Genomic DNA, 24,679 nt, shown 5'->3' with positions numbered 1-24,679 from the left:
AATCTAACCAACCAGACGGGATTTTCTCATGGCAGAGGCAAACACCCGGCGCAGGGCGAGAGGTGGCGGTGGCGCTGCCCGCCGTGCCGAGCGTACCGCAGTTCGTATCGAGACTGCGAAATACATCGAACGGAACATTCCGAATTTCGAGATCCTCAACGACGAGGCGCTGGAGATTATTGAGAACAACGCGGAAACCGTGTTGGAAGAGATCGGCGTCAACTTCGTCGACAACCCGGCCGCGCTGGAACGTTGGCGCGATGCCGGCGCTGACGTGGATGGCGAGCGTGTGCGTATTCCGCGTGGTCTGGCCCGCGAGTTGATCAAGACAGCTCCGAGCGAGTTTACCCAGCATGCCCGCAACCCCGAGAAATCGGTTGTCATCGGTGGCCGGAACATGGTTCTGGCCCCGGTCTATGGCCCTCCGTTTGTGCGTGATGCGCAGGGTGGTCGCCGGTATGCAACCATGGACGATTTCAACAAGTTCGTGAAACTTGCCTATATGTCCAAGTGGTTGCACCACTCGGGTGGTACGGTGTGTGAGCCGACCGACATTCCAGTGAACAAGCGCCATCTGGACATGCTGAAGGCGCATATGACCTTGTCGGACAAGCCTTTCATGGGCTCGGTAACCGATCCCAGCCGGGCTCAGGATTCGGTTGAAATGTGCGAAATCCTGTTCGGTAAGGAGTTCGTTCAGGAAAACACGGTGATGACCTCGCTGACCAACATCAACTCGCCGATGACATTCGACGATGTGATGATGGGCTCGTTGGAGGTTTATGCGCGTAACAATCAGGCCTGCATCATCTCCCCCTTTATCGTGGGTGGGGCGATGGCTCCGGTATCGGTGGCCGGTACTTTGACGCAGGTTCTGGCCGAAGTTATGGCCGGTGTTGCCTATAGCCAGATCATCCGTCCCGGTGCACCCGCGATTTTCGGCGCATTCGTGACGTCGATCGATATGAACTCGGGCGCACCCACCTTCGGCACTCCGGAAGCCGCGCATATCACTTATGGTGCTGGCCAGCTGGCGCGCCGTCTGAATTTGCCATACCGCTCGGCCGGGTCGTTCTGCGGCTCGAAACTGCCGGACGCTCAGGCGGCGTATGAAACAGCGAATTCGCTGAACATGGGCCTGTTGTCTGGCGTGAATTTCATGCTGCATTCCTGTGGCTGGCTTGAGGGTGGTCTGGTTGCCGACTTCGAGAAGTTTGTCATGGATGCCGATCAGTTGGGTGTGCTGCATTCACTGGCCAAAGGCGTTGCATATGATGACAACGCTCAGGCCATGGACGCGATCCGCGAGGTAGGGCCGGGCGGTCACTATCTCGGGTGTGCTCACACGCAGGCCAACTTCAAGGAATCCTTCTGGAAATCCGAAGTGCTGGACTACAAGCCATATGAAACCTGGCAGGAAGAGGGCGCGCGTGACACGCGGGCTTTGGCTTCGGCACGGGTTGAACATTTGCTGGCCAATTATCAGCAACCGCAGATGGACCCGGATACCGCAGCGGCGCTGGAAGCCTATATCGCCGAGAAAAAGGCCTCCATGCCGGACGCATTCACCTGATTACTGAAGAACCGAGGCGCGGCTGGCCTGATACAGCTGCGCCTCACCCAACAGCGCAATAAGCAGATCCAGATGCCGCACCAATGAGTAGGCGGCATCATCATCTCTTCGCTGTTCATTTACCTCTCTTTCCATCTCGAGCAAACGCAGCAGCGCCTGACCCGAACCGGGCAGCGAACCGTATCCCAGAATGCGTTGCAGATGCCTGTCCCGATTGTAATCCCGCGCCCCGAATCTGGCAGCACGCGCCAGCGTGCGCGGGCGGCGGAGGGTTGCGATCATTGTCATCAGGTCCTGCATGTCATGTGTCCCTTTTTCGAAAATTCACGGGTCATATGTTGCACAACCTAAGCGAGTGTTGCCTTTGTCAGAGTCCCTCCGAACGATGGTTTCATGACTGTTTATATTTTTGAATCAAATCTGGTTCTTGCCTTGTGCGGTTAACGAACGAGTAACGAATGGACCTCTAGTTAGATTTGGTTAACCCGCATTCCGAGGGCGAAAAGTGGCAGTTTGTTTTGTCGACGAGGGCATATAATTATGGAAAACAACATGGCTTTCACCATTCCGGCATGGGTTCCAGAGGGGGCGCAAAGGTACCTTGCTCATACTGAGACCGGTCGCTCGATCCGTGATATCGCGCGATCAGCCGGATGCCATGCATCAACCATCCTCAGGCAAATACGGCGCATCGAAATGCGCCGCGACGATCCATTGGTGGATGCGGCTTTGCAATCGCTGGCTGAGACGCATTTTGCAACCTTGGATTGTGGTGATGGTCCGTCGGGCGAATTGGAAAATGCTGCTGAAGAAGAATTTGAAAATGAAGCGCTGCGTGTGTTGCGCCGCCTGAGCGAGACGGGTTCAGTCCTTGCCGTGGCCGAGGAAATGGATAAGGCAGTCGTCGTGCGCGGCACCGGTGAAGCCGGGGCAACAAGAACCGCGGTCGTGGAGTGCAGAATTGCGCAGGCCTTAGCTTTGAAAGACTGGATCTCCTGTGACAATCCAGGGCGTATTTCCCGGTATCGGATTTCCACGGCGGGGCGAACGGCACTGAGCCATTTGATTGCGAAGGCCGAAAACAAAGCGCGTGCCGGGACTGACTTCGGCTTTGCCGAAGCTCAAAACTCCTTTCAGGCAAGACCCTCGGGCGGGTCTCCTGAGCGAATTAAACGGATTCGATACAGTGCTGCAGAAAGTCCGCTGATTGCTTTGGCGCGCAGACGGGATCGGGATGGAAAGCCGTTTCTGGATGAATCCCTCGTCAGCGCCGGAGAGCGCTTGCGCGAAGATTTCGAACTGGCGCAGATTGGTCCTCAGGTTTCACAGAACTGGGATCGCTTTCTGACAACAGGCGGCCGCGGTCGTTTTGACAGTGAAAGCCATGGGGCGGCGGGGTCTTCTGACGCGAAAGACCGCGTTGCGCGTGCCCTGTCCGATCTGGGGCCGGGGCTGAGTGATGTTGCGCTGCGGTGCTGTTGCTATCTGGAGGGATTGGAGTTGGCGGAAAAGCGAATGGGCTGGTCAGCGCGATCCGGTAAGATTGTACTGCGGATCGCCTTGCAGCGCCTGAAGCGGCATTATCAGGATCAGGCGGAACGGGACCGGATGATTGGCTGACCAAAAAAGAAAAGGCCCATTTGATACGGGCCTTTTTTTTGGGATTTATAGGTTAGGCCATTTCCGGCTCTGCCGACGCCTGCAGATGTTTCATCAGGTTTTCCGGCGAGGACACGCCATAAGGGTCTTCGGGGCAGTTATCCATCAGGCCGGGCTCTTCAAACCAGGCCTCCACAACACCATCATTGACGATGGCGGCATAGCGCCATGAACGCATCCCGAAACCCAGATTGTCCTTGTCGACCAGCATACCCATTTTGCGGGTGAACTCACCAGACCCATCAGGGATGACCTTGACGTTCGTCAGGCCCTGATCCTGTGCCCATTTGTTCATGACGAAGCTGTCGTTGACAGACATGCAGTAGATTTCATCAACACCATTGGCCAGAAAGTCAGCGTACACGTTCTCGAAACCGGGAAGCTGGTAAGTCGAGCAGGTTGGTGTGAACGCGCCAGGCAGTGAGAACAGGATCACGCGTTTTCCGGCAAAGTAGTCAGCGGTGGTTTTGTCTTCCCACCGGAAAGGGTTTGGTCCTTCGACAGACTCGTCGCGGACACGGGTGTGAAAGGTCACGTCGGGCAGTTTTGTGCCGGATTTCATAGTCAAACTCCTGTGATTCATATGTGATTTCGTTGTGAATTAAAACAGTTCTAAACTGCGTTCAATCGAGGAAACGCTGCAAACGCGAATAAAGCCTTCGCCCGGCTACATATTGAATTTACGTCGCAATTACGAGGGCGTGCACGGCGTCTTTCTGCGCTTGCGCAGTTACAGTGCATAGCGGCTATGCGTCGCTGGTGTAACACTGCGCTTCTGTCTATGTTATGAGTAACAAGAGTTGACCCAAAGTCAGGAAAACTACCGTGCGAGATCTGAAGATCCCCGAACAACGCCATCCGGAAAAAGCGCATCGCCCGGATAATGCACAGCCCAAGAAACCGAACTGGATCAGGGTCAAAGCACCTGGTGGCAAAGGCTATGCGGACACGCGCCGGATTATGCGTGACAACAGTTTGGTCACTGTCTGCGAAGAAGCAGGGTGCCCCAACGTCGGCGAATGCTGGAGCCAGGGTCACGCCACCATGATGATCATGGGTGAGATTTGTACGCGCGGCTGCACCTTCTGCAACATTGCCACCGGTCGCCCAGACGATCTTGATGCGTTTGAACCCGGTCGGGTGGCGCACGCGGTAGAGAAGCTTGGCTTGAACCATGTGGTGATCACTTCGGTGGATCGTGACGATCTGCAAGACGGCGGGGCCGAGCACTTTGCGCAGACTATTCGCGCAGTGCGTCATCGTTCTCCTAAGACCACCATCGAGATTCTGACGCCCGACTTCCTGAAGTGTGACGAGGATGTCCTGGAGATTGTGGTCGAAGCGAAACCGGATGTCTTCAACCACAATCTGGAAACCGTGCCGGGTCTATACCCTGAGGTACGCCCGGGCGCGCGGTATTTCCATTCGCTTCGGCTGTTGCAGCGGGTGAAGGAGCTTGATCCGTCGATCTTCACCAAATCCGGTATCATGGTTGGGTTGGGTGAAGACGAACAACAAGTGCGTCAGGTCATGGACGATATGCGTGCCGCGGATATCGATTTTCTGACCATCGGCCAATACCTGCAGCCGACACCAAAACATCACGGTGTCGATCGTTTCGTAACACCGGAAGAGTTCGCGTCTTACGAAAAAGCGGCGTATGGCAAAGGATTCCTGATGGTGTCTGCGACGCCTCTGACCCGGTCGTCCTATCACGCGGGTGACGACTTCGCCCAGCTTCGGGCGGCACGACAAGCCAAGTTGCAACAGGCGTGACACCGGAACGGATAGCGCGGCTAACCCGGCTGCGCCACGAATTGCATCAGCATCCTGAACTCTCGGGTCAGGAGGACGTAACCGCAGCGCGGGTGGCTGATCTTCTGCGCGAAGCGGGGGCAGACCGTGTTTTGTCCAACCTGGGCGGGCACGGGATAGCCGCTGTTTACGAAAGCGGCGTACCCGGACCCACACTTGGCATTCGATGCGAACTGGATGGCCTGCCTATTCAGGAATTGTCGGATCTTCCATATAAGTCTCAGATTACTGGCAAGGGGCATTTGTGTGGTCACGACGGCCACATGGTGATGGTGCTCGGCGTAGCTGAAGCGTTGAAAGAACAGCGCCCGAAAACGGGCCGCGTTGTTCTGATATTCCAACCAGCTGAAGAAACTGGCCACGGCGCTATCGCTTACCGCGCCGATCCTCAATTCGCCGAGCTTTCGCCTGACATCGTGCTATCTCTGCATAACCTGCCCGGTTTGGAGCTGGGCACCGTTGAGCTGTGTAAAGGTCCTGCGAACTGTGCTTCGCGCGGGATGCAAATCGTTTTGACAGGCAAGACGTCACACGCCGCTGCCCCGCAAGACGGTGTGTCACCAGCAGGTGCTTTGTCCAGCCTGATGCCGGCTTTGGCCGAATTGGGGGCGGGTGGTGATCTGGATGACGATTTCGCTCTGACCACGGTCACGCATGCCACTCTGGGCGAGCGCACAGTAGGTGTTGCGCCAGGGCTGGCGGAATTGTGGGTGACGCTGCGCACGGTCTCGGATGCGCGAATGGAACGTCTTATGGCCGAAGCCGAGAAGTTGGTTGAAGAAACAGCGAGGGCCGAGGGGCTGTCGGTCGAAATCAGCTATGACGAGGTGTTCGAAGCCTGCGTCAACGACCCTGCAGCTGTTGCGATTTTGGCAACGGCCTGCGCCGATCAAGCCGTTACAAGCACATTAGTTGACCAGCCGCAGCGTTTTTCCGAAGACTTCGGCCAGTTTGGTAAAAACGCTAAGACGGCAATGTTCTGGTTGGGGGCCGGAAAAGATCACCCACAGTTGCACAACCCGGACTACGATTTCCCCGACGCATTGATCCCCGTCGGCATCAACGTCTTCATGTCTGCCATGCGGCAGGTCTTGGGGTAGTCAAAGGGTGAACCTTATTCTGTTGCTCTTTGCGTTTGTGACTACCTGTCAGTCCTCGGTAAATCTGACCTTACCGATAAACGGCAGGTTGCGATTGCGCTGCGCGTAGTCAATCCCATAACCCACGACGAATTCATCAGGAATTTCAAAGCCAATCCAGTCTGACCGGAAATCAACTTCGCGACGGCTGGGTTTGTCCAGCAGGGCAATGGACTTCAAGCGAGACGGTTTGCGACTTTCCAGCAGTTTTGTCACGTGGTTCAGCGTGTGGCCAGTGTCGACAATATCTTCGACAACAAGCACGTCACGACCTTCAATCGCACCGCGCAAATCCTTGAGAATACGTACTTCCCGGCTGCTTTCCATTGAATCGCCGTATGAGGACGCCTCAAGGAAATCCACTTCGATTGGTAAATCCAGTTCGCGCACCAGATCAGCAATGAAAACAAAACTTCCGCGCAACAAGCCCACGACGACCAGCTTGTCGGTATTGCCGAATTCGTCCGTAATTTCGCGGCATAATTCCTCGATTCGGGCGGCGATGGCCTTGGCCGAGATCATCTCATCTATCACATATGCGCGGTTAGTCATCGCAGCCCCCTTGATCTTTGGCGCGCAACATACGACATGACGCGCCATTGTCACCTGCAAATACCGGACATCATGCCAATCCATTCGGAAACCCGCCACCTGCCATACACAGCCCAGCAGATGTATGATCTTGTTGCGGATGTGGGCAGTTACCCCAAGTTTCTGCCCTGGTGTGCCGCGGCGCGTATCCGAAAGACGTTTGTGGTTGGTGAGGCCGAGGTGATGGAGGCCGATCTGGTCATCTCGTTCAAAGTGTTCCGCGAACGGTTCGGCAGCCGTGTGACCCTTTTTGCGGATCTGAAAAAGATCGACACCGAATATCTCGACGGCCCTTTCAAATACATGAAGTCCGACTGGCACTTCGAAGATGCACCCGATGGGGGCTGCAACATCTCGTTCCATGTGGATTTCGAGTTCAAGAATGCCATCCTTCAGGGGATTATCGGCGTCGTATTCAACGAAGCCATGCAGCGGATTGTGCGCGCTTTCGAAGCGCGTGCCAAAGAACTCTACGACTAGGTCTTTACCCCGCAAGGGCGTGCGCTAGACTGCGCCCATGACGGATTTCACAGCAGCATTGGCCACCTTCGCGGCTGGCCCGGTTTCAACGACCACTCAGGCACGGATTGTCACGTCGCTATCTGTTTTGGATTGGATTGCCGTTGGTCGTGCAGGGGCGGCCGAGCCGGTGTCCACCATAATTCGCGATATGGTTCTGGCCGAGGGCGGGAACGCTCAGGCCCATCTCTTTGGCGGTAGCGCCGCGCCGTTGCGCGGCGCAGCTTTGGTGAATGGCACCGTGTCTCATGCACTGGATTACGACGACACTCATTTTGCCCATATTGGGCATCCGTCCGTTGCCATCCTGCCTGCCGCCCTTGCTGTGTCCGAGTGGGATGACCGCATTCTGGTTGATTTACTCGAAGCCGCGTTGGTAGGGATGGAGGCTTCGATCCGTGTCGGCCTGTGGCTGGGCAGAGGCCATTATCAGGCCGGGTTTCACCAGACAGCAACATCCGGCGCTTTCGGGGCCGCTGTAGCTGTAGGGCGGCTGTTGGGATTTGACACGCACCAGATGCGGTCCGTTCTGGGGCTGACAGCGACGCGAGCGGCTGGGCTGAAAGCCCAGTTCGGGACTATGGGCAAGCCCTATAATGCGGGTCTCGCCGCTTCGGCTGGTGTCGAGGCGGCCTTGCTGGTGTATGGCGGGTTTCAGGCCAATGCCGATGCGTTGGAAGGCCCGTTTGGATTTGGGGCGACCCATCATGGCGCAGCGGATCAAAGCGCGCTGGATGGATTGGGTGATGAATGGTTGTTCGAAACAGTCAGTCATAAATTCCACGCCTGTTGTCACGGCTTGCACGCGGCACTGGAGGCAGCGCGGGAGCTGGACATCGCCGAACCTGAAGTGGCCGAGATCAAGATTAAAACCCATCCCCGCTGGATGAGTGTTTGTAATCAACTTTCGCCCACAACCGGATTGGGGGCTAAATTCTCTTATCGTACAGTCATCGCGATGCAGGCGATGGGATATGATACGGCTTTGCCGGGCAGCTATACCGACAAGGTCTGCGCAGACCTTCGCATTAAGTCTCTGCGAGACCGCATCACGGTCGAAGCAGATGAAAGTTTGTCAGAAACGCAGGCGCATCTGGCCCTGCTGCGTCGCGACGGTATTCGCCGCGAGGCAACGCATGATTTGATGACCCCAATGTCACTGTCCGATCGCGAGGATCGTGTACGCAACAAGGCGGCTAAACTGATCGGCGCTGATGAGGCGGACGCGATCTGGTCGATGTTGCGCACCGGTGGTCGCGCCCGTGATTTGGCCAATTGCGTGTCGGCTTAAGCCACGCGCCAATGCAGCGGAAAGCCCGGATCAAACACAGTGACAGGCCCATCTCCGGAGTCGATCTTGGATGGATACTCCACCGGATCGCCTTTGGTCAGGGTAATCGTCCCTTCGTTGACCGGTAAGCGATAAAAGTCCGGCCCGTTGAGCGAGACAAACCTCTCCAGCTTGTCCAGCGCATTTTCCCGCTCGAACATTTCGGCGACCAGCGACATGGTATTGGTCGCGGTGAAGCATCCCGCACAGCCGCAGGCCATTTCTTTATTCGCATCGGTGTGCGGAGCACTGTCCGTACCCAAAAAGAAACGTGTGTCGCCTGACGTCGCGGCAGCCAGAAGGGCCAGTCGGTGTTCTTCGCGCTTGGCGACCGGAAGGCAATAGTAGTGAGGCTTGATCCCACCCACCAGGATGTGGTTGCGGTTTATGATCAGGTGGTGCGCCGTGATCGTTGCGCCCAGATCGGTCTCGTTGGCTTTGACATAGTCCACACCATTCGACGTGGTGATATGCTCCATCACCACGCGCAGGCCCGGTGTCGATTTGCGAATCGGATCTAGAACGCGGTCGATGAACACGGCCTCGCGATCAAAGATGTCGATCTCGGCATCCGTCACCTCACCATGCACACACATGGGCAGACCGATCTCAGCCATTTTTTCCAAAACTGGACGCACTTTATCAAAATCACGCACGCCCGAGGCCGAATTGGTCGTGGCCCCAGCCGGGTACAGCTTGACCGCTTTGATCAGCCCGCTGGCATGGGCAGCTGCGACGTCCTGCGCATCTGTATCCTCGGTCAGGTACAGGGTCATCAGCGGCTCGAACGTCATGCCGTCTGGCAAGGCGGCCAAGATGCGGTCGCGATAAGCGGCTGCCTGATCGCCGCGCACAACAGGCGGCACGAGGTTCGGCATGATAATCGCACGGGCGAAATGACGCGCGGTTTCGGGCAGGACGGCCTGCAACATGGCGCCATCGCGCAGATGCAGATGCCAGTCGTCGGGGCGGCGGATCGTGAGGGTATCAGTCATGGCCTTCCGCTAGCATAGCTGCCCCGAAAGACCAACCAGCCCGGTACGAGTTGCCAAAAAAACTTGTCAACCAACCGGAACGTCGTAGCTCTGACAGGGGGTGAGGCCTTGACGCACAGGCGCTTGCGTGACCTGTTTGTCCGCGAAGAAGAGAGGAATTCCATGACGCAGCCAAATTCCATCGATGCCGTGCAGCAGATGCTGGGAAGTCAGGGCTATGTCTGTGGCCGCGCCTTGGCGACCGTTGTGTTCCTGTCGTTGAAACTTGGGCGCCCGTTGTTTCTGGAAGGTGAAGCAGGTGTCGGAAAGACCGAGATCGCAAAGGCGCTGGCATCCGGGCTGAACCGTCGTTTGATCCGGTTGCAGTGCTACGAAGGTTTGGACGCGTCTTCTGCCGTTTACGAATGGAACTTTCCCGCGCAGATGGTCGCGATCCGAACGGCTGAGGCTTCGGGCGGGGCATACCGGGGCGCGTTGCAGGCTGAACTGTTCTCGGACGAATATCTGATCGAGCGCCCTTTGCTCCAGGCGATGCGACCGGACGAAAACGGGGCGCCGGTACTACTGATCGACGAACTGGACCGGACCGATGAACCATTCGAAGCGTTTTTGCTGGAAGCCCTCAGTGATTTTCAGGTTACGATCCCTGAACTGGGCACAGTTAAAGCGCCCGAACCACCCATTGTGATTGTCACTTCGAACCGGACCCGAGAAGTGCATGACGCTCTCAAGCGCCGCTGCCTATATCATTGGGTCGACTATCCTGATTTCAGTCGCGAAATCGAAATTCTTCACGCGCGCGCGCCCGAGGCTGCCGATGCGCTTAGCCGCGAAGTTGTGGCTTTTGTTCAGCGTTTGCGGACCGAAGACCTGTTCAAGAAACCCGGAGTGGCCGAAACCATCGACTGGGCCAAATGCCTGCTGGCGCTGGATGTGATGAACCTCAGCCCGGAAGTGATCGGCGACACACTTGGTGCTATCCTGAAATATCAGGACGATATTCAAAAGCTGCAAGGGTCTGAGGCCAAACGCATTCTCGACGAGGCGAAATCCGACTTAGAACCGGCCTGATGCTTCATCCTTTCAACATACTCTGGGGGTATGAGGGCAGAGCCCCATGACTGTTGATGGCTGAACAACTTCTGTTGGAAATTCCAGAAAATCCTAAACTGGCGCAGAACATCACACATTTTGCGCGCGCGTTGCGGAAGGCGGGGCTGCCAATCGGCCCGGGGCGCGTGATTGACGCAATTCGCGCCGTCCAAGCGGCAGGTTTTACCGAGAAACGGGATTTTTACTGGACCCTGCATGCCTGTTTCGTGAACCGGCCGGAACATCGCACGGTGTTCGCACAAGTCTTCCGGATGTATTGGCGCGACCCGCGATACATGGAACACATGATGGCCATGATGCTTCCCGCCATTCGCGGCGTTCAGGAGGAGCGAAAAGCGGATGCCGGTGAAAAACGCGCAGCTGAGGCGTTGTTGGACGGTGTAGAGCAGGACCTCCCCGACCCGACCGCGCAAGACGAAGGCGAAACCGAAATCGAGATTGACGCAACGCAAACGGCGTCGTCAGAGGAACGTCTGCGCAATCTGGACTTCGAGCAAATGAGTACTGCTGAAATTGCGCAGGCCAAACGTGTGCTTGCGCGGATGACATTACCGGTCAAGCCAATTGAGTCGCGGCGCGGGCAGGCCAGCCATCTGGGGCACCGCATAGACCGCGCCCGCACCCTGCGCGCCGCCATGCGGCAAGGCGGCGAATTACGCGATATCGCCCGGCTACAACCCAAACCGCGTTGGCCAAATCTAGTCGCCCTTTGCGACATTTCGGGATCGATGAGCCAATACAGCCGTATCATCCTGCATTTCCTGCACACGGTATCGAACGCAAAGGGTGCGGGTTGGGCAAAGGTACATGCCTTCACCTTTGGCACACGCCTGACCAATATAACCCGCCACTTGCATCATCGGGACGTTGACGCAGCACTTGCTGCGGCCGGGGCCGAGGCGCAGGATTGGGAAGGGGGCACGCGCATCGGGGACTGTCTGCACCAGTTCAACAGAGACTGGTCAAGACGTGTCATGGGGCAGGGGGCCGTTGTTTTGCTGATCACCGATGGTTTGGAGCGGGGGGACCCGGAGAGCCTGAAGAAAGAGATTGAGCGTTTGCACCTGTCCTCCAAACGCCTGATCTGGCTGAACCCACTGTTGCGCTGGGATGAGTTCGCCCCCAAGGCGCAGGGGGTGGCGGTGATGCTGCCCCATGTGGACAGTTTCAGGGCAGGGCACTCGATTGCCTCGCTGGAAGATCTGGCCGCAGTTATTTCTCAACCCGACGATCAGGGGCAGAAAGCACGGCTGATGGCCGCGCTTTCCGGCTAGTTGTTTTATGACAATTGTTCCTCGTTGCACTTACGGGCCATTTCCATGGCTTTGTACGTGCCGGTCAGGTCGACGGTGAAGGCGTATGACGTCTCGGGGAACACGACCATGACTTTTTTCTTGGCCAGATCATCCGCGAACTGAGGGCTGTCCGACAGAACGTAGCCACCGGAATAACCTTTGGTGATATTGCCCTTCATACCCGTGGCTTCACCCAGATAAATGTTGTCGCCGATCAGGATCGCCACTTCTTCTTTTTCACCGCGTTTGATGTCCGTTTCGGCTTTGGTGAAAATCCCGACATAGCCGACGCCGCGATCTTCGGTCAGGCCCATCTGAACGACGTTTTCGGCATCGTCCACAGCTTCGATCAGGCAGGATTTCTTTTCGTTATCAATGAAGACTTTCCAGCCCTCAACCTCTCCATAACGTTCGAATGTATCAGCCCACGCCGCGGTCGAAGTCAAAAGGCCAACCACTGCGCCCAGTGTAAGAAAGTGTTTCAACTGCTTGTCTCCGATTTATTATTTGTTTGATAGGCAGTCCGGTCCATTGGCCGGTTGCCCGCGCAGGCTAAAACCCGGGCCATTAACAATCAATGCTATGATTTATTGAATGTAGTTCCGGCCTTGGCATTGGCTTGTAGGGTTCAATATAGACGTTTTGGCAGGGGCATTGCGCTTTTCATCACGCCATTCCTGCCTATGTTGAAGACAGACGACGTCTGGAGGTTCTGATGGAGCGATTCGACAACAGTCCGGAAACGGCACTGAATTGGCACCGCAACGGCGGCGGTGCTGCGCTTGCCACTGTTGTCGAAACCTGGGGCAGCGCGCCGCGGCGGGTTGGGTCCCAACTGGTGATCGGCGGCGATGGCCGGATCGAAGGTTCTGTGTCCGGCGGCTGTGTCGAAGGCGCAGTGATCGTCGAAGCACTTGAGGCCATTGACGAAGGCGAAGCCCGCTTGCTGGAATTCGGGGTGAGCGACGAAGATGCCTTTGCGGTTGGGCTGGCCTGTGGCGGAACCATACGCGTGCTTGTGGAACCCGTTGGTAAGGTTTTGCCCGAACCGATGCTGGCTGAACTGGTTGCAGCCCGTGGAGGGCGCGAGCCAATTGCTTACGAGGTCAATACCGACACCGGGCACAGGGCCTTGCGCCGCAACGCCTATGCGGAAAGGCTGCGCATGGATCGGTCAGGTTTCGAAGAAGATGGCCAGACATTTGTGGCGGTACACAATCCGCCTCTGCGGTTGATCGTTGTCGGAGCGGTTCATATCGCGCAGGCACTGGTGCCGATGGCGCGGATTGCGGGATATGATCCGGCCATTATCGATCCGCGCGATGCTTTTGCCTCCAGCGCCCGTTTTCCCGGGGAGACGATCCTGACGGATTGGCCGGATGAGGCTGTGGCAAAACTCGGGCTGGATGCGCGCACGGCGATTGTCCTGCTGACCCATGATCCGAAACTGGACGATCCGGCGCTGCAAGCCGCGTTGGACGCGGGTGTGTTCTATATTGGTGCTTTGGGATCAACACGCACCCATGCCAAACGAGTCGAGCGTATGGAGGCGGCTGGTTTTACCGACGCGCAGATCTCCAGAATTCACGGGCCTATTGGTTTGGATATCGGGGCTGCCGGGCCATCCGAGATAGCCGTCGCAATTCTGGCGCAGATGACAGCCGTATTGCGAGGTAAGGCATGAAGTTTGGCCCGGTAGCAGTCTCCGAAGCAAAAGGCGCGATTCTGGCGCATTCGGTTTCGGCGGACGGACAAAAACTGCGCAAAGGTCTGTCGCTGCAGGCAGAGCATGTGACCCAGCTGGTTCAGGCAGGGATCAGGGAGGTAATCGTTGCCCGCCTTGAACCCGGCGACTGTCACGAAGACGAAGCCGCACGTGCCTTGGCGTCGGCCCTTGCCCCAGACGCTGTTTCGGCCAACCTGCGTGTTACCGACGCGTTCACGGGCCGGGTCAACCTGTTGGCGGATGGACCGGGCGTGGCAGTCCTGGATGTGGACGCGCTGGAGATGTTCAACCAGGTCAACTCGATGATCACGGTCGCGACGGTTCCACAATATCAACAGATGGGCCCGAAGGGCATGGTGGCCACCATCAAGGTCATCTCCTATGCCGTACCTGAGGCAGATGTTCAGCGTGCTGCCAATCTGGCACGAGGTGCCGTTCGTCTGGCAAGACCAGTGCACCAAACAGCCGGGCTGATCGTGACGGATATCCCCGGTGGCCCGTCGAACGACAAGGGCATCGCCGCCATTCGTGGGCGGACCGAAGCCTTGGGGCTGGACTTGTGTGATGTGCAAATCGTGCCTCACCGCGCAGACGCGCTGGCCAAGGCGGTTTCCACGATTTCTGGCGATTTGTTGTTGATCCTGACCGGATCTGCGACCTCGGACCCTGATGATGTTGCACCTTCAGCCGTTCGGCTGGCCGGTGGGCAGGTGGATCGGTTTGGTATGCCGGTTGACCCGGGAAACCTGCTGTTTTTGGGTGCGATGCAGGATCGACCCGTGATCGGGTTGCCCGGGTGCGCACGGTCTCCGGCATTGAACGGGGCGGATTGGGTTCTGTCACGGGTTGCCTGCGGGATCGAAACGACCGGGGCAGATATTGCCGGAATGGGTGTTGGGGGACTGCTGAAGGAAATCCCGACCAGACCTCAACCGCGCGCCAAACGTATAGAATAGTCCGCTGCCAATCCTGAAATGGATCGAATTCTGGTGTTGGACAACGCTCCGAAGGTCCTGGTTTATGGTTTTCTGAGCTTTGGCAATGTGCCAGGCCGCCAGTACGCTCCGGTATCTTCCCTCGCTTTCTGATAAGCGCCCACTCTTTGTCTGGCTGCCTCTCCGCCAGCGTCAAATAGATGTCCCAACAGGCACTCCAGAACGACCATTGCCCCGGAAAAGCTCGAAAAGGGGTGCAAGGTTCGGGTGCTGACCGGCAGGACGACATCCGGTTCTACTCCGGGCGCTATAACCTCGCTATCTGACAACAATACGATACGCATGGACCTGTCACGGGCAAGACGCATCGATTGTATCGTATCGGCAGAATAGGGGTGAACCGTAATAGCAAACAGACAGTCGTCTTCTGTTGCTTCGACCAGATCATCGATGGCTGAGCCCATGTGGCGGGGGACCAACTGAAATCCGGGATGGGCCATGCGTCCCGCATAGTGAAAGTAATAGGCCAGCGCATGGCTGGACCGCGTGGCAGTCACGTAACAGCGCCGCGCCGAAATCATGTGCGTCACGGCCCGTTCCGTCAAATGGGGGGCCATCAGGCGCAGGGATCGGGACACGACATTCATTTCGTTCTGGGCAAATCTCGCCTGCGCGGAACTAAACTGCCCTTGTTCCGTAAGGTGTTCCAACCAGCTTTGTCCAAACCTGTCCTCTCCGTCGGTTATCAGGGCTTGACGAAAGGGTCGGCGAAACGCTTCGAAGCTTTCGAACCCCATGCGCTGCGCTAGCCGGACCAGAACGTTCGAGCTGATGCCAATCCGATCAGCGGTTGTTCGGACCGGGTTCAGGGCGAAATCGCCGGGATGATCGATGACGTACTTTGCGGCGACCTGCATTTGCGCGGGCATCTCATCGATCTCGCGGCGCATTTGCGTAACCAAGGCTGTGAGGGTGCGCGTCATGCATGAAATAAAACATATGTTTTCTAAGAGGTAAATTGAAAACAGAAATAGAGCACATTAGCTGAAAGCATGAGAATCAGAGGGTGCAATGACTTCGAACGCAGCGAATAACACTGGCCGACCGTATATTCTGGTGGCCCCGAACGGAGCACGACGGGGCAGGAAGGATCACCCGGCTCTGCCAGTTACGACGGATCAGATTGTCATGACTGCGCAGGGCTGCCACGCAGCGGGTGCGTACGGTATGCACTTGCATGTCCGGGATACTGACGGAAACCATACACTGGACGCTGGATTGTATCGCGAAACGCTGTCAGAGCTGCAGCGCAAAGTGCCGGGCATGGATATTCAGATTACCACCGAAGCAGCGGGTGTTTTTGATGTCCCGGCACAAATTGAGTGCCTTCAACAGGTCCAACCTGAATGGGCTTCAATTTCAGTAAGGGAGATCGCGCGCGACCCTGATCTCGCGCCTCGTGTCTATGCGCTGTGCGCCGATCAGGGCACGCGGGTTCAGCACATTCTCTATGATGCGGAAGATGTGCACTTGTTGGAAAACTGGCAGGCCGAAGGCGTTGTGAAGGCCGATCAGACAGACCGCTTGCTTGTGCTGGGACGATACAGCGACGGCCAGCAATCTGCGCCTGCGGACCTCGATGTTTTTCCATCCAGCCCGTCCAACTGGATGGTGTGCGCTTTTGGCGCGCAGGAACACGCCTGTCTGGCCGAGGCTGCGCGGCGCGGTGGTGACGTGCGGGTCGGATTTGAAAACAGCTTGACGGGGCCAGATGGCACACCGTGGGCGGATAACGCGGCTTCGGTCGCAGCTTTGGTTAAAACTCTTGGGAGGATTGAAGCATGAGTCATGTTTTCCCGCGCCACACGAAATCTGACCTTCCCATCGCGGCGGGTGGAGATGGCTGTTACCTGATCGATGCCAAGGGCAAGCGGTATCTGGATTGCGGCGACGCGGCAGTGTCCTGTCTGGGGCATTCGAACCCGGCTGTAATACAGGCCGTGCAACAGCAGGTGGAACAGATCGCCTTTGCGCATACCGGGTTCATGACCTCGGAACCGGCTGAGGCACTGGCCGATCTGTTGATTCAGCATGCGCCGGGGGATCTGGACCGGGTGTATTTCGTCTCGGGAGGGTCCGAAGCGACTGAGGCGGCGATCAAGCTGGCACGCCAGTATTTCCTGGAAATTGGTCAGTCTGAACGCCGTCATGTCATCGCTCGTCAACAGAGTTACCATGGCAACACGCTGGGGGCCCTGTCAGCCGGTGGCAACGCCTGGAGACGGGCACAGTTCGCTCCGATGCTGATCGAGATGACACATATCTCGGCCTGCTACGAGTACGCTGAGAAACCTGAGGGTGAAAGCAGCTTTGATTACGGCCAACGCGTCGCCAATGAGTTGGAGGCGGAAATTCTGCGTCTGGGGCCTGAAACAGTTATGGCCTTCATGGCCGAGCCGGTTGTCGGCGCAACCCTTGGCGCGGTTCCGGCGGTTGATGGGTATTTCAAGCGCATTCGCGAAATCTGTGACCAATACGGCGTGTTGCTGATTCTGGATGAGGTGATGTGCGGTATGGGGCGCACCGGTCATCTGTTCGCCTGTGATAATGACGGTATCGCGCCGGATATTCTGTGCATCGCCAAGGGGTTAGGCGCAGGTTATCAACCGATCGGAGCTATGCTGTGCACCGGAAAAATCTACGAAGCGTTCCGCGATGGGTCAGGGTTTTTCCAACATGGACACACTTATATTGGCCACCCCGTCGCCACGGCTGCGGCACTTGCGGTGGTCAGTGAGCTAACAGAACACGAATTACCGGCACGTGCCGGGATTATGGGCACCAAACTGCAATCCGCATTGGAGGCCGCTTTCGGACAGCATCCAAACGTGGGCGATTTGCGGGGTCGTGGCCTGTTCCGGGGTGTGGAATTGGTGGCGGATCGTGAGACCAAGACACCATTTGACCCATCGCTGGGGATTGCTGGAAAAGTAAAGAAGGCCGCGCTGGCCGAAGGGTTGATCTGTTACCCCATGGCTGGCACGCGAGATGGTCGAAACGGGGATCATATCCTGCTCGCTCCGCCTTTCATTATTGAAGAAGGCCAGATAGGCGAGCTTGTCAGCAAAATGGACCGCGCGCTTTCAGCAGCGCTCTGACATTACCGTGAAAGCCCTGTTCGCCGGTAGCACAATTGTTAGTGTCGCCGGCGAAGTATCAGAAAAGGGCGAAGTCCATGGTGCTGGAAATTTGGCGCAGTTTCCGAGCGCTTCCTCTGTGGGTGCAGGTCTGGGTGGCCGTCATCCTGGTGCCGGTCAACCTGGTTCCGCTGGCATTTCTGGATCAGCCACAGGGGCAAGTGATAGCTTTTCTTGCCATTTCTGGCATGGCGCTGAACGTGCCGATCATGGCGGCTGCACGCGGGATGAGCGGTGCGATGGCTTTGCCGCACATCCTGTGCTGGGTGCCGCTGGTTGTCATTGTTGCGCTTCTTCTGTCGTCAGAAGAGGACATTAACCCAGCCTTTATGAGCTTTCTTTGGGTTCTTCTGATCGTCGATCTCATATCTTTGGTGTTCGACTTTAGGGATGCGGCCCATTGGTTGCGAGGCAAGCGGGCAAACCAAACAAAAAAGCCCCTTCTAAAGTGAAGGGGCTTTGATCGTTAGGGTCTAAAGACCGGGTTATTTCTGCGGAAGCGGGCCGATCATCATGATCATCTGACGGCCTTCCATTTTTGGCATGTTTTCGATCTTGCCCAGATCTTTGACGTCTTCAGCGACCCGCTCCAGCAATTCGCGGCCCAAATTCTGGTGTGCCATCTCGCGGCCACGGAAGCGCAGAGTAACTTTGACCTTGTCGCCGTTCTCCAGGAACTTGAACACGTTGCGCATCTTCACGTCATAGTCATGCGTATCGGTGTTGGGTCGGAATTTGACCTCTTTCACCTCGATGATCTTTTGCTTCTTGCGCGCTTCGGCTTCGCGTTTCTGCGTCTCGTATTTGAACTTGCCGAAGTCCATGATCTTGCAGACCGGTGGGTTCGCATTGGGCGAAATCTCAACCAGATCAAGACCGGCATCTGCGGCCATCTGCATGGCTTTGGCGGGATGAACCACCCCGACGTTTTCACCTTCGGCGCCAATCAGGCGAATTTCGGGGGCACGGATCTTATCATTGACGCGCGGGCCGGTATCTCTTTGTGGCGGCGCGTTGTGAGGTCTGCGAGCTATGGGTTCATTCCTTTGATAATTGCAGAAATTCGAGCCCGGAATTTAAACCGGGCTGGGCCACACTTCAAGCGGCATAAACACAGGCAACTACGAAAAAACTGCCTTTTGTTCGGAGTTTTCTGCGTTCTTGACCGCAAAGTCCCGAACGCAGGGTTACTTTAGCCGACAAAGGCTTTTTCGATCACGAATTCCTTGGGTTCGGAATTCGCACCTTCGCGCAGACCAAAACTTTCGAGGATTTCCTTGATATCCAGGTTGAAAGCCAGTGAACCGCAGACCATTGCACGGTCGGTTTCGGGCTTGATGCCACCGTCGATACCCAGATCGGCAAATACCGTGCCGTCCTGAAGCAGCGTTGTGATGCGACCCATCTTAGGGCTCTCTTCCCGGGTGGTCGTCGGATAGTAACGGATCTTGTCGGCAAAGCCTTCGCCCATCAGCTCTGCCAGCATTTCATCCTGACGGATGCTCTCGATCAGCTGGCGGCCATATTCCAGTTCGGCCACTTCGCGGCAGGTATGGGTGATGATGACCTCGTCGTAATCCTCATAGGTCTGCGGCTCGCGTAGCAACGAAGCAAAAGGAGCAAAGCCGGTGCCTGTTGCAAAAAACCACAAACGTTTGCCGGGCAGCAGCGCGTCATGTACCAGCGTGCCAACCGGCTTGGGGCGCAGGATGATCTGGTCGCCGGGCTTGATATGCTGCAGTTTCGATGTCAGCGGGCCGTCCTGAACCTTGATCGAGTAGAACTCGAGTTCTTCGTCCCATGAAGGCGAGGCAATCGAATAGGCGCGCAGCAATGGCTTGCCATTGTCGCCCAGCAGGCCAATCATAACGAACTCACCCGAGCGGAAGCGCAGCGAGGCGGGGCGCGATACCTTGAAAGAAAACAGGCTGTCGGTCCAGTGTTTGACGTCAGTTACGGTTTGCGCGTCCGGCAGGACGGGGGCCTTTACGGCAGTTGCTTCGCTCACGGGCTTCATCTCTGTCATCGTTTACCTGTCGGTCTGCTAAACCGACATCTCCGTTTAATCTTTGATCCAAGTCAGGAAAAGGGGACAGATTGCCCCCTTTGTATCACAAGCTGGCGATGGGCCACTTTTAACCGCGCAAACGGGCCTGATAATTGTTCTCTTTCCAGTTGGCCCGGGAAAGCCACTGATCTTCGGGCTGGCGATCCGCCAGGTCCCCGTCAATCTCAACTTCGTCAAAGCCGCTGCGACGCGCCATGGCGTATTGATCCGCCAGAACATGGCCCCTGGCGCGCAAACGTCCAGTATAGCCTTTCAGGCGCAGGGTCCGGGCGATGGTGAAGCCGCGGCCGTCAGCGAAGGACGGGAAATCCACCCGAACCAGCTTGGCGCTGCCCAGGCGATCAAAAAGTTCATCCGGGTCCGTGTCCGAACTGACATCCAGTGCGACCACGTCGTTGGCGGCATCATCAAGAGTGACAAAGCCGTCGGTCCAGTCATCGGGCGAAAAGCCCTCATCCGTTACGATTACGTTCATGTTTTCTCTCCGATGCGCACCATCTTGCCGTCGACAAAGTGAATGCCGCATTCTTCCTTGTTCTGATCGCGCCAGCGTCCTGCGCGAGGGTCTTCGCCTTCTTTGACCGGCGAGGTGCAGGGCGCACAGCCAATCGAAGGGTATCCTTTGGCCACCAGCGGATGCCGGGGCAAGTTGTTTTCTTCCATATAGGCGCGCACATCTTCGGGCGCCCAATGGGCCAGCGGGTTGACCTTGATCCGGCCCGTGCCGTCCTCGACCTCGAAAAACTCGAGCGCGGCGCGTGTTCCGGACTGAAACCGCTTGCGCCCGGTAATCCAGCCGCAATACCCGGTCAATGCCTGTTGCAACGGGAAGGTCTTACGCAGGTTGCAGCACGCATCCATGTCGCGCATACGCAGCGCGCCATAGGGGTCTTCACGTTGAATGTCCTCGTCATCCGCACGGATGATCTGGATGTTCCTCAGCCCCAGGCGCTCGCTGACCTCCTGCTGATATTCCAGCGTTTCGGTAAAGAGCATCTGGGTGTCGACGAACAGCACCGGTGTCATCTTGTCGACCACCGCAGCCATATGCAGCAGCACCACCGATTCCGCACCAAAGCTTGAGACCAGAGCAAGCTCGTCTATCGCTTCAATGGCACCATGCATCACATCATGGGCGCTGTGATGCCGGAACCGGGCGTTCAATGCGTTGACCTTTTCAGTCAGGTCGGCACGGTCAGCGCCCAGTTCCGTCTGGATCAGGTCAAGCGGCATTCGCCTGAGCCTCGGGGTAGAGGGCCGCCTTGAACGGAGCCATGCCGACGCGGCGATAGGTCTCCAGGAAGGTTTCTTCAGCGCTCTCCCGCTGTTCCAGATAGGTATAGACGATGCGTTCTACGGCCGGCACGATCTCGTCATAGGCAAAGCCCGGGCCGGTGCGGTCACCAACGGTCGCAGTTTCAGTCGCGTCACCACCCAGAGTGATCTGGTAGTTTTCGACGCCTGCGCGATCCAGACCCAGGATGCCGATGTGACCCACGTGGTGGTGGCCACACGCGTTGATGCAGCCCGAGATCTTGATCTTAAGGTGACCGATATCATGCTCAAGCTTCAGATCATCGAAACGGGTCGCGATTTCCTGTGCAACCGGGATTGAACGGGCCGTTGCCAGCGCGCAGTAATCCATGCCGGGGCAGGCGATGATATCGCTGATCAGGCCGATATTGGCGGTGGCCAACTCATGCTCTTTCAGCTTCGCATGGATCGCGGGCAGGTCCGATTTGTGGACATGCGGCAGGATCACGTTCTGCTCATGGCTGATGCGCAGCTCGTCATAGGCGAACTGTTCGGCCAGATCGGCCATCACGCGCATCTGCTCGGCAGTCGCATCGCCCGGCGTTGCCCCATGCTTCTTGATCGAGATCGTGACGATCGCGTGGTCCGCGTTCTTGTGCGGTGCGATGTTGGTGTCGACCCACGAACGAAAGACCGGATTGTTGGTATAGGCGCTTTCGAACGACGCAACCGAACCTTCGCGGAAGGCAGGTGCCGCAAAGTGGCCCTTGATCTCTTCCAACAGGTTTATGTCTGCACCTTTGAACTGCGGGCGAACCTGCAGGAAGCGCTCGTTTACCTTGGCGCGGATCGTGTCGATGCCGTTTTCATGGACGGTGATCTTGATGCGCGCTTTGTACTTGTTGTCGCGGCGACCAATCTGGTTCCATACGGAAACAGTGGCCTCAAGATAGGCCAGCAGGTCGTCAAATGCGACAAACTCGGACAACTCTTTACCGATCATCGGCGTACGGCCCAGGCCACCGCCAACGATAACGCGGGCACCCAGAACGCCGTCACGCTCAACCAGTTGCAAGCCGATGTCATGCGCCTTGATCACGGCGCGGTCGTTTTCCGAACCGGTGATGGCGATCTTGAACTTACGCGGCATGAACTGGAATTCCGGGTGATCAGTGGACCACTGGCGCAGCAGTTCGGCATAGGGGCGCGGGTCGGCGATTTCATCCGCGGCGGCACCGGCAAAATGGTCGGCGGTCACGTTACGGATGGTGTTGCCCGAGGTCTGAATGGCGTGCATACCAACCTCGGCCAGCGCGTCCAGCATATCCGGCACGTCGTTCAGTTTCGGCCAGTTGTACTGGATGTTCTGACGGGTGGTGAAATGGCCATAGCCCTTGTCCCACTTTTCGGCCAGCAGAGCCAGTTGACGCATCTGTGCGCTGTTAAGTGTGCCGTAGGGAATGGCGACCCTCAGCATATAGGCGTGCAGCTGTAGATACAGGCCGTTCATCAGGCGCAGGGGTTTGAATTCGTCTTCGGTCAGCGAACCGTCAATGCGACGTTCAACTTGAGCGCGGAACTGCGCGTTGCGCTCTGCCAGAAACTCGTGGTCAAACTCGGAGTAGCGATACATGTCTAGCTGTCCTTAGTTGCAGCCCCGAACCAGGGCCTTGAAGGGGAGAGAGAAGGGCCAGAGGTCAGGCCCGGGGCTGCTGGGAAGTTTCCTGTTTGCCGTGGGCATAGTTGGACGGACCAGTGCGGCGGAAGTCTTCCCGAAAATGGGTGGGCTCGGGGCCGTTGTCGCCTGCGGCGGCATCAGCCAGATAGGCACCAACGATTTTGTTTGCCTGGCGCGCGGCATCCAGCAGGCGGACCTGCGCATGAGCCTCGTCCGTAATCAGTTCGGCGTCGGACAGATCACGCGACCATCGGTCATCTTCGGTCTGGTAAATAACATCACCTTCCAGCAAATCGTTTGCGGTGACGACTTTGGGGGTAAAAGCGCGGGCCATCAGGCAAGCTCCTTATTGAATTCGGTTACAGCCTGCACCGCTTCGCGCGGGGCAAGGCCATAGAAGGTCAGGGCCGGCCCGTCCATTTCGGCGGCGGCCACATCGTTAGGCAACTGGTCCAGCGTGGTGGCCAGAATCCGTTGGTTCGGACGCGAGGCGTTCTCGACCAGAGTGACAGGCGTGGTGCGATCCGCACCGTGCATGATCAGGCGGCCTTGGATGAAGCGGGCAGATTTCTTGCCCATGTAGATCGCGGCAACCGAACCCGCCTGTGCCAGAGCGTTCCAGTCATGATCGGCAAAGCCTTTCATGTCATGCCCGGTCAAAAAACGGACAGATGAGTTGCGTCCACGGCGGGTCAGGCTTTGACCGATGCCAGCCACCGCGGCAGAGGCCGCGGTGATGCCGGGAACAATCTGCCACGAGATACCAGCCGCCTCGACCGCTTCGATCTCTTCGTCCAGACGACCAAAGACAGTCGGATCTCCTGATTTCAGACGCACGACCCGGTTGCCCTTCAGGGCATAATCGATCAGAAGCGCGTCGATGTCGCTTTGCTTCCAGGAAGGGCCGAACCCGGCTTTGCCGACGTCGATCAAAATTGCGCTTTGACCGGCTATGTCCAGTACAGATTTGCTGATGAGGCGATCATGCAACACAACATCCGCGCGCTCAAATGCAGTTAATGCCTTGAGCGTCAGCAACTCGGGGTCACCCGGACCGGCGCCGACAAAGTCGACATGCCCTAAGGGTTTGGTTGTGTGAAAATCCTGCATCGGATCGTCTCGAGTGTTGTTTGACTTGACCCCTAATATAGGAAATATTCCCAACAAAGCGCCATATCGCCGCTGAAATAAGGATGTTTGTTCTGTTTTGCGTGGAAACCGGAACAGGAACATCGAAACGGAAGGAAATTTGGAATGTCGGTTCGGATAGATGACACTGATCGGAAAATTCTGGCTGAGCTGCAACGCGATGCGGGTCAATCTCTGGATGAAATTGCGGCGCGGGTCGGCAGTTCAAAGACACCGGTCTGGAATCGCATACGGAAACTCAAAGGGGCTGGGATTATTGGCCAGCAAACTGTTCTGCTGGATGCTGAGGCACTTGGATTTGAGGCCACTTTCTTTGTATTGATCCGCACGTCGGAACATGAGGCGGAATGGCAGCGTAAATTCCTGAAAGCATTGAAAGATCACCCCGAAGTGCAAGAAGCACACCGCTTGGCCGGGGACATCGATTATATTCTGAAAGTCCGGGTCAAGAACGCACGCGCTTATGACGAGTTCTACCAGTCACTCATCTCGGAGGTGCGGGTGCACAATGTGACGGCTCTTTTGTCTATGGAAGAGATCAAATCCACGACGATGCTGCCGTTGAATGCAATGGTGGTTGGGTCTTGAGAAGCCCTGACGCGCGCGCGTCATTGTGTACCGAGATGAGTGTTTGCCGGGACAC

The 24,679-nt window shown here is 57.0% G+C and carries 27 protein-coding genes; 14 read left to right on the top strand and 13 right to left on the bottom strand.

Annotated elements, in window-relative coordinates; translation table 11 throughout:
• Positions 1 to 28: 28 nt before the first annotated feature.
• On the top strand, positions 29 to 1,573 hold the full coding sequence (locus ACR0K5_RS00545) for a trimethylamine methyltransferase family protein (RefSeq protein ID WP_480627793.1): 1,545 nt from the start codon (positions 29 to 31) through the stop codon (positions 1,571 to 1,573).
• On the opposite strand, the gene ACR0K5_RS00540 is transcribed toward ACR0K5_RS00545, so the two are convergent.
• A complete protein-coding gene (locus ACR0K5_RS00540) occupies positions 1,574 to 1,873 on the bottom strand; it encodes a DUF6477 family protein (protein ID WP_480627792.1) in 300 nt (99 codons plus the stop codon).
• Positions 1,874 to 2,113: 240 nt separating this feature from the next.
• Between ACR0K5_RS00540 and ACR0K5_RS00535 the strand changes: the two genes are divergently transcribed.
• The gene (locus ACR0K5_RS00535) at positions 2,114 to 3,193 is read left to right on the top strand and encodes a DUF6456 domain-containing protein (RefSeq protein ID WP_480627791.1); all 1,080 of its coding nucleotides are present in this window, start codon (positions 2,114 to 2,116) and stop codon (positions 3,191 to 3,193) included.
• 52 nt (positions 3,194 to 3,245) lie between these two features.
• Here the strand turns inward: ACR0K5_RS00535 and ACR0K5_RS00530 are convergent, their stop codons facing one another.
• Entirely contained in the window at positions 3,246 to 3,794 is a 549-nt protein-coding gene (locus ACR0K5_RS00530; protein WP_480627790.1) for a redoxin family protein, read from the bottom strand.
• 263 nt (positions 3,795 to 4,057) lie between these two features.
• Between ACR0K5_RS00530 and lipA the strand changes: the two genes are divergently transcribed.
• Positions 4,058 to 5,008, top strand: a complete 951-nt coding sequence (gene lipA, locus ACR0K5_RS00525; RefSeq protein WP_480627789.1) for a lipoyl synthase — start codon at positions 4,058 to 4,060, stop codon at positions 5,006 to 5,008.
• Positions 5,005 to 6,147 carry an amidohydrolase gene (locus ACR0K5_RS00520; protein WP_480627788.1) on the top strand — a complete coding sequence of 381 codons (1,143 nt, stop codon included), beginning with the start codon at positions 5,005 to 5,007 and terminating at the stop codon, positions 6,145 to 6,147. The genes lipA and ACR0K5_RS00520 overlap by 4 nt, the downstream gene beginning before the upstream one ends.
• 48 nt (positions 6,148 to 6,195) lie before the next feature.
• Here ACR0K5_RS00520 and hpt read toward each other — a convergent pair whose 3' ends face one another.
• The gene (hpt, locus tag ACR0K5_RS00515) at positions 6,196 to 6,738 is read right to left on the bottom strand and encodes a hypoxanthine phosphoribosyltransferase (protein ID WP_480627787.1); all 543 of its coding nucleotides are present in this window, start codon (positions 6,736 to 6,738) and stop codon (positions 6,196 to 6,198) included.
• 72 nt (positions 6,739 to 6,810) lie between these two features.
• Here hpt and ACR0K5_RS00510 point away from each other — a divergent pair, with 72 nt between their 5' ends.
• Complete coding sequence (locus tag ACR0K5_RS00510; protein WP_480628740.1) at positions 6,811 to 7,257, top strand: type II toxin-antitoxin system RatA family toxin; 447 nt, start codon at positions 6,811 to 6,813, stop codon at positions 7,255 to 7,257.
• 37 nt (positions 7,258 to 7,294) lie between these two features.
• Entirely contained in the window at positions 7,295 to 8,587 is a 1,293-nt protein-coding gene (locus tag ACR0K5_RS00505; RefSeq protein WP_480627786.1) for an MmgE/PrpD family protein, read from the top strand.
• On the opposite strand, the gene pyrC is transcribed toward ACR0K5_RS00505, so the two are convergent.
• Positions 8,584 to 9,621, bottom strand: a complete 1,038-nt coding sequence (pyrC, locus tag ACR0K5_RS00500) for a dihydroorotase (RefSeq protein ID WP_480627785.1) — start codon at positions 9,619 to 9,621, stop codon at positions 8,584 to 8,586. The genes ACR0K5_RS00505 and pyrC overlap by 4 nt on opposite strands.
• A gap of 162 nt (positions 9,622 to 9,783) precedes the next feature.
• On the opposite strand from pyrC, the gene ACR0K5_RS00495 reads away from it, so the two are divergent.
• Positions 9,784 to 10,692: an AAA family ATPase gene (locus tag ACR0K5_RS00495; protein ID WP_480627784.1), complete on the top strand. Its 909-nt coding sequence runs from the start codon at positions 9,784 to 9,786 to the stop codon at positions 10,690 to 10,692.
• A 56-nt stretch (positions 10,693 to 10,748) separates the two neighbouring features.
• Positions 10,749 to 12,008 (top strand): vWA domain-containing protein, encoded by a 1,260-nt coding sequence (locus tag ACR0K5_RS00490; protein ID WP_480627783.1) that lies wholly within the window; start codon positions 10,749 to 10,751, stop codon positions 12,006 to 12,008.
• Positions 12,009 to 12,013: 5 nt separating this feature from the next.
• Here ACR0K5_RS00490 and ACR0K5_RS00485 read toward each other — a convergent pair whose 3' ends face one another.
• Complete coding sequence (locus tag ACR0K5_RS00485) at positions 12,014 to 12,514, bottom strand: hypothetical protein (protein ID WP_480627782.1); 501 nt, start codon at positions 12,512 to 12,514, stop codon at positions 12,014 to 12,016.
• 230 nt (positions 12,515 to 12,744) lie between these two features.
• On the opposite strand from ACR0K5_RS00485, the gene ACR0K5_RS00480 reads away from it, so the two are divergent.
• Positions 12,745 to 13,713 carry an XdhC family protein gene (locus tag ACR0K5_RS00480; protein WP_480627781.1) on the top strand — a complete coding sequence of 323 codons (969 nt, stop codon included), beginning with the start codon at positions 12,745 to 12,747 and terminating at the stop codon, positions 13,711 to 13,713.
• A complete protein-coding gene (locus ACR0K5_RS00475) occupies positions 13,710 to 14,711 on the top strand; it encodes a molybdopterin-binding protein (RefSeq protein ID WP_480627780.1) in 1,002 nt (333 codons plus the stop codon). Before ACR0K5_RS00480 ends, ACR0K5_RS00475 begins: the two co-directional genes overlap by 4 nt.
• A 62-nt stretch (positions 14,712 to 14,773) precedes the next feature.
• Here ACR0K5_RS00475 and ACR0K5_RS00470 read toward each other — a convergent pair whose 3' ends face one another.
• Complete coding sequence (locus tag ACR0K5_RS00470) at positions 14,774 to 15,673, bottom strand: MurR/RpiR family transcriptional regulator (RefSeq protein ID WP_480627779.1); 900 nt, start codon at positions 15,671 to 15,673, stop codon at positions 14,774 to 14,776.
• An 88-nt stretch (positions 15,674 to 15,761) separates the two neighbouring features.
• Here ACR0K5_RS00470 and ACR0K5_RS00465 point away from each other — a divergent pair, with 88 nt between their 5' ends.
• The 3 genes from ACR0K5_RS00465 to ACR0K5_RS00455 all read left to right on the top strand — a co-directional run bounded on the left by ACR0K5_RS00465 (position 15,762) and on the right by ACR0K5_RS00455 (position 18,339).
• Complete coding sequence (locus ACR0K5_RS00465; protein ID WP_480627778.1) at positions 15,762 to 16,535, top strand: beta-keto acid cleavage family enzyme; 774 nt, start codon at positions 15,762 to 15,764, stop codon at positions 16,533 to 16,535.
• Positions 16,532 to 17,848, top strand: a complete 1,317-nt coding sequence (locus ACR0K5_RS00460) for an aspartate aminotransferase family protein (RefSeq protein ID WP_480627777.1) — start codon at positions 16,532 to 16,534, stop codon at positions 17,846 to 17,848. Before ACR0K5_RS00465 ends, ACR0K5_RS00460 begins: the two co-directional genes overlap by 4 nt.
• A gap of 77 nt (positions 17,849 to 17,925) precedes the next feature.
• Positions 17,926 to 18,339, top strand: a complete 414-nt coding sequence (locus tag ACR0K5_RS00455) for a hypothetical protein (protein ID WP_480627776.1) — start codon at positions 17,926 to 17,928, stop codon at positions 18,337 to 18,339.
• 33 nt (positions 18,340 to 18,372) lie between these two features.
• Here ACR0K5_RS00455 and infC read toward each other — a convergent pair whose 3' ends face one another.
• From infC to cobA, 7 genes are all read right to left on the bottom strand, one after another.
• Positions 18,373 to 18,834, bottom strand: a complete 462-nt coding sequence (infC, locus tag ACR0K5_RS00450) for a translation initiation factor IF-3 (RefSeq protein ID WP_437181686.1) — start codon at positions 18,832 to 18,834, stop codon at positions 18,373 to 18,375.
• Positions 18,835 to 19,079: 245 nt separating this feature from the next.
• Entirely contained in the window at positions 19,080 to 19,913 is an 834-nt protein-coding gene (locus tag ACR0K5_RS00445; protein ID WP_480627775.1) for a ferredoxin--NADP reductase, read from the bottom strand.
• Between the two features lie 109 nt (positions 19,914 to 20,022).
• On the bottom strand, positions 20,023 to 20,430 hold the full coding sequence (locus ACR0K5_RS00440; RefSeq protein ID WP_480627774.1) for a DUF934 domain-containing protein: 408 nt from the start codon (positions 20,428 to 20,430) through the stop codon (positions 20,023 to 20,025).
• Positions 20,427 to 21,188, bottom strand: coding sequence for a phosphoadenylyl-sulfate reductase (locus ACR0K5_RS00435; protein WP_480627773.1), 762 nt, complete (start codon positions 21,186 to 21,188; stop codon positions 20,427 to 20,429). The genes ACR0K5_RS00440 and ACR0K5_RS00435 overlap by 4 nt, the downstream gene beginning before the upstream one ends.
• Positions 21,178 to 22,842 carry a nitrite/sulfite reductase gene (locus ACR0K5_RS00430; protein WP_480627772.1) on the bottom strand — a complete coding sequence of 555 codons (1,665 nt, stop codon included), beginning with the start codon at positions 22,840 to 22,842 and terminating at the stop codon, positions 21,178 to 21,180. The genes ACR0K5_RS00435 and ACR0K5_RS00430 overlap by 11 nt, the downstream gene beginning before the upstream one ends.
• Positions 22,843 to 22,906: 64 nt before the next feature.
• Positions 22,907 to 23,221: a DUF2849 domain-containing protein gene (locus ACR0K5_RS00425; protein ID WP_480627771.1), complete on the bottom strand. Its 315-nt coding sequence runs from the start codon at positions 23,219 to 23,221 to the stop codon at positions 22,907 to 22,909.
• Entirely contained in the window at positions 23,221 to 23,997 is a 777-nt protein-coding gene (gene cobA, locus ACR0K5_RS00420) for a uroporphyrinogen-III C-methyltransferase (protein WP_480627770.1), read from the bottom strand. The genes ACR0K5_RS00425 and cobA overlap by 1 nt, the downstream gene beginning before the upstream one ends.
• Before the next feature lie 144 nt (positions 23,998 to 24,141).
• Here cobA and ACR0K5_RS00415 point away from each other — a divergent pair, with 144 nt between their 5' ends.
• Complete coding sequence (locus ACR0K5_RS00415; protein WP_480627769.1) at positions 24,142 to 24,624, top strand: Lrp/AsnC family transcriptional regulator; 483 nt, start codon at positions 24,142 to 24,144, stop codon at positions 24,622 to 24,624.
• Positions 24,625 to 24,679 lie beyond the last annotated feature (55 nt).

It is taken from the genome of Ruegeria sp. AB9 (assembly GCF_056542585.1).
This window is presented reverse-complemented; position numbering and strand designations above follow the sequence as displayed.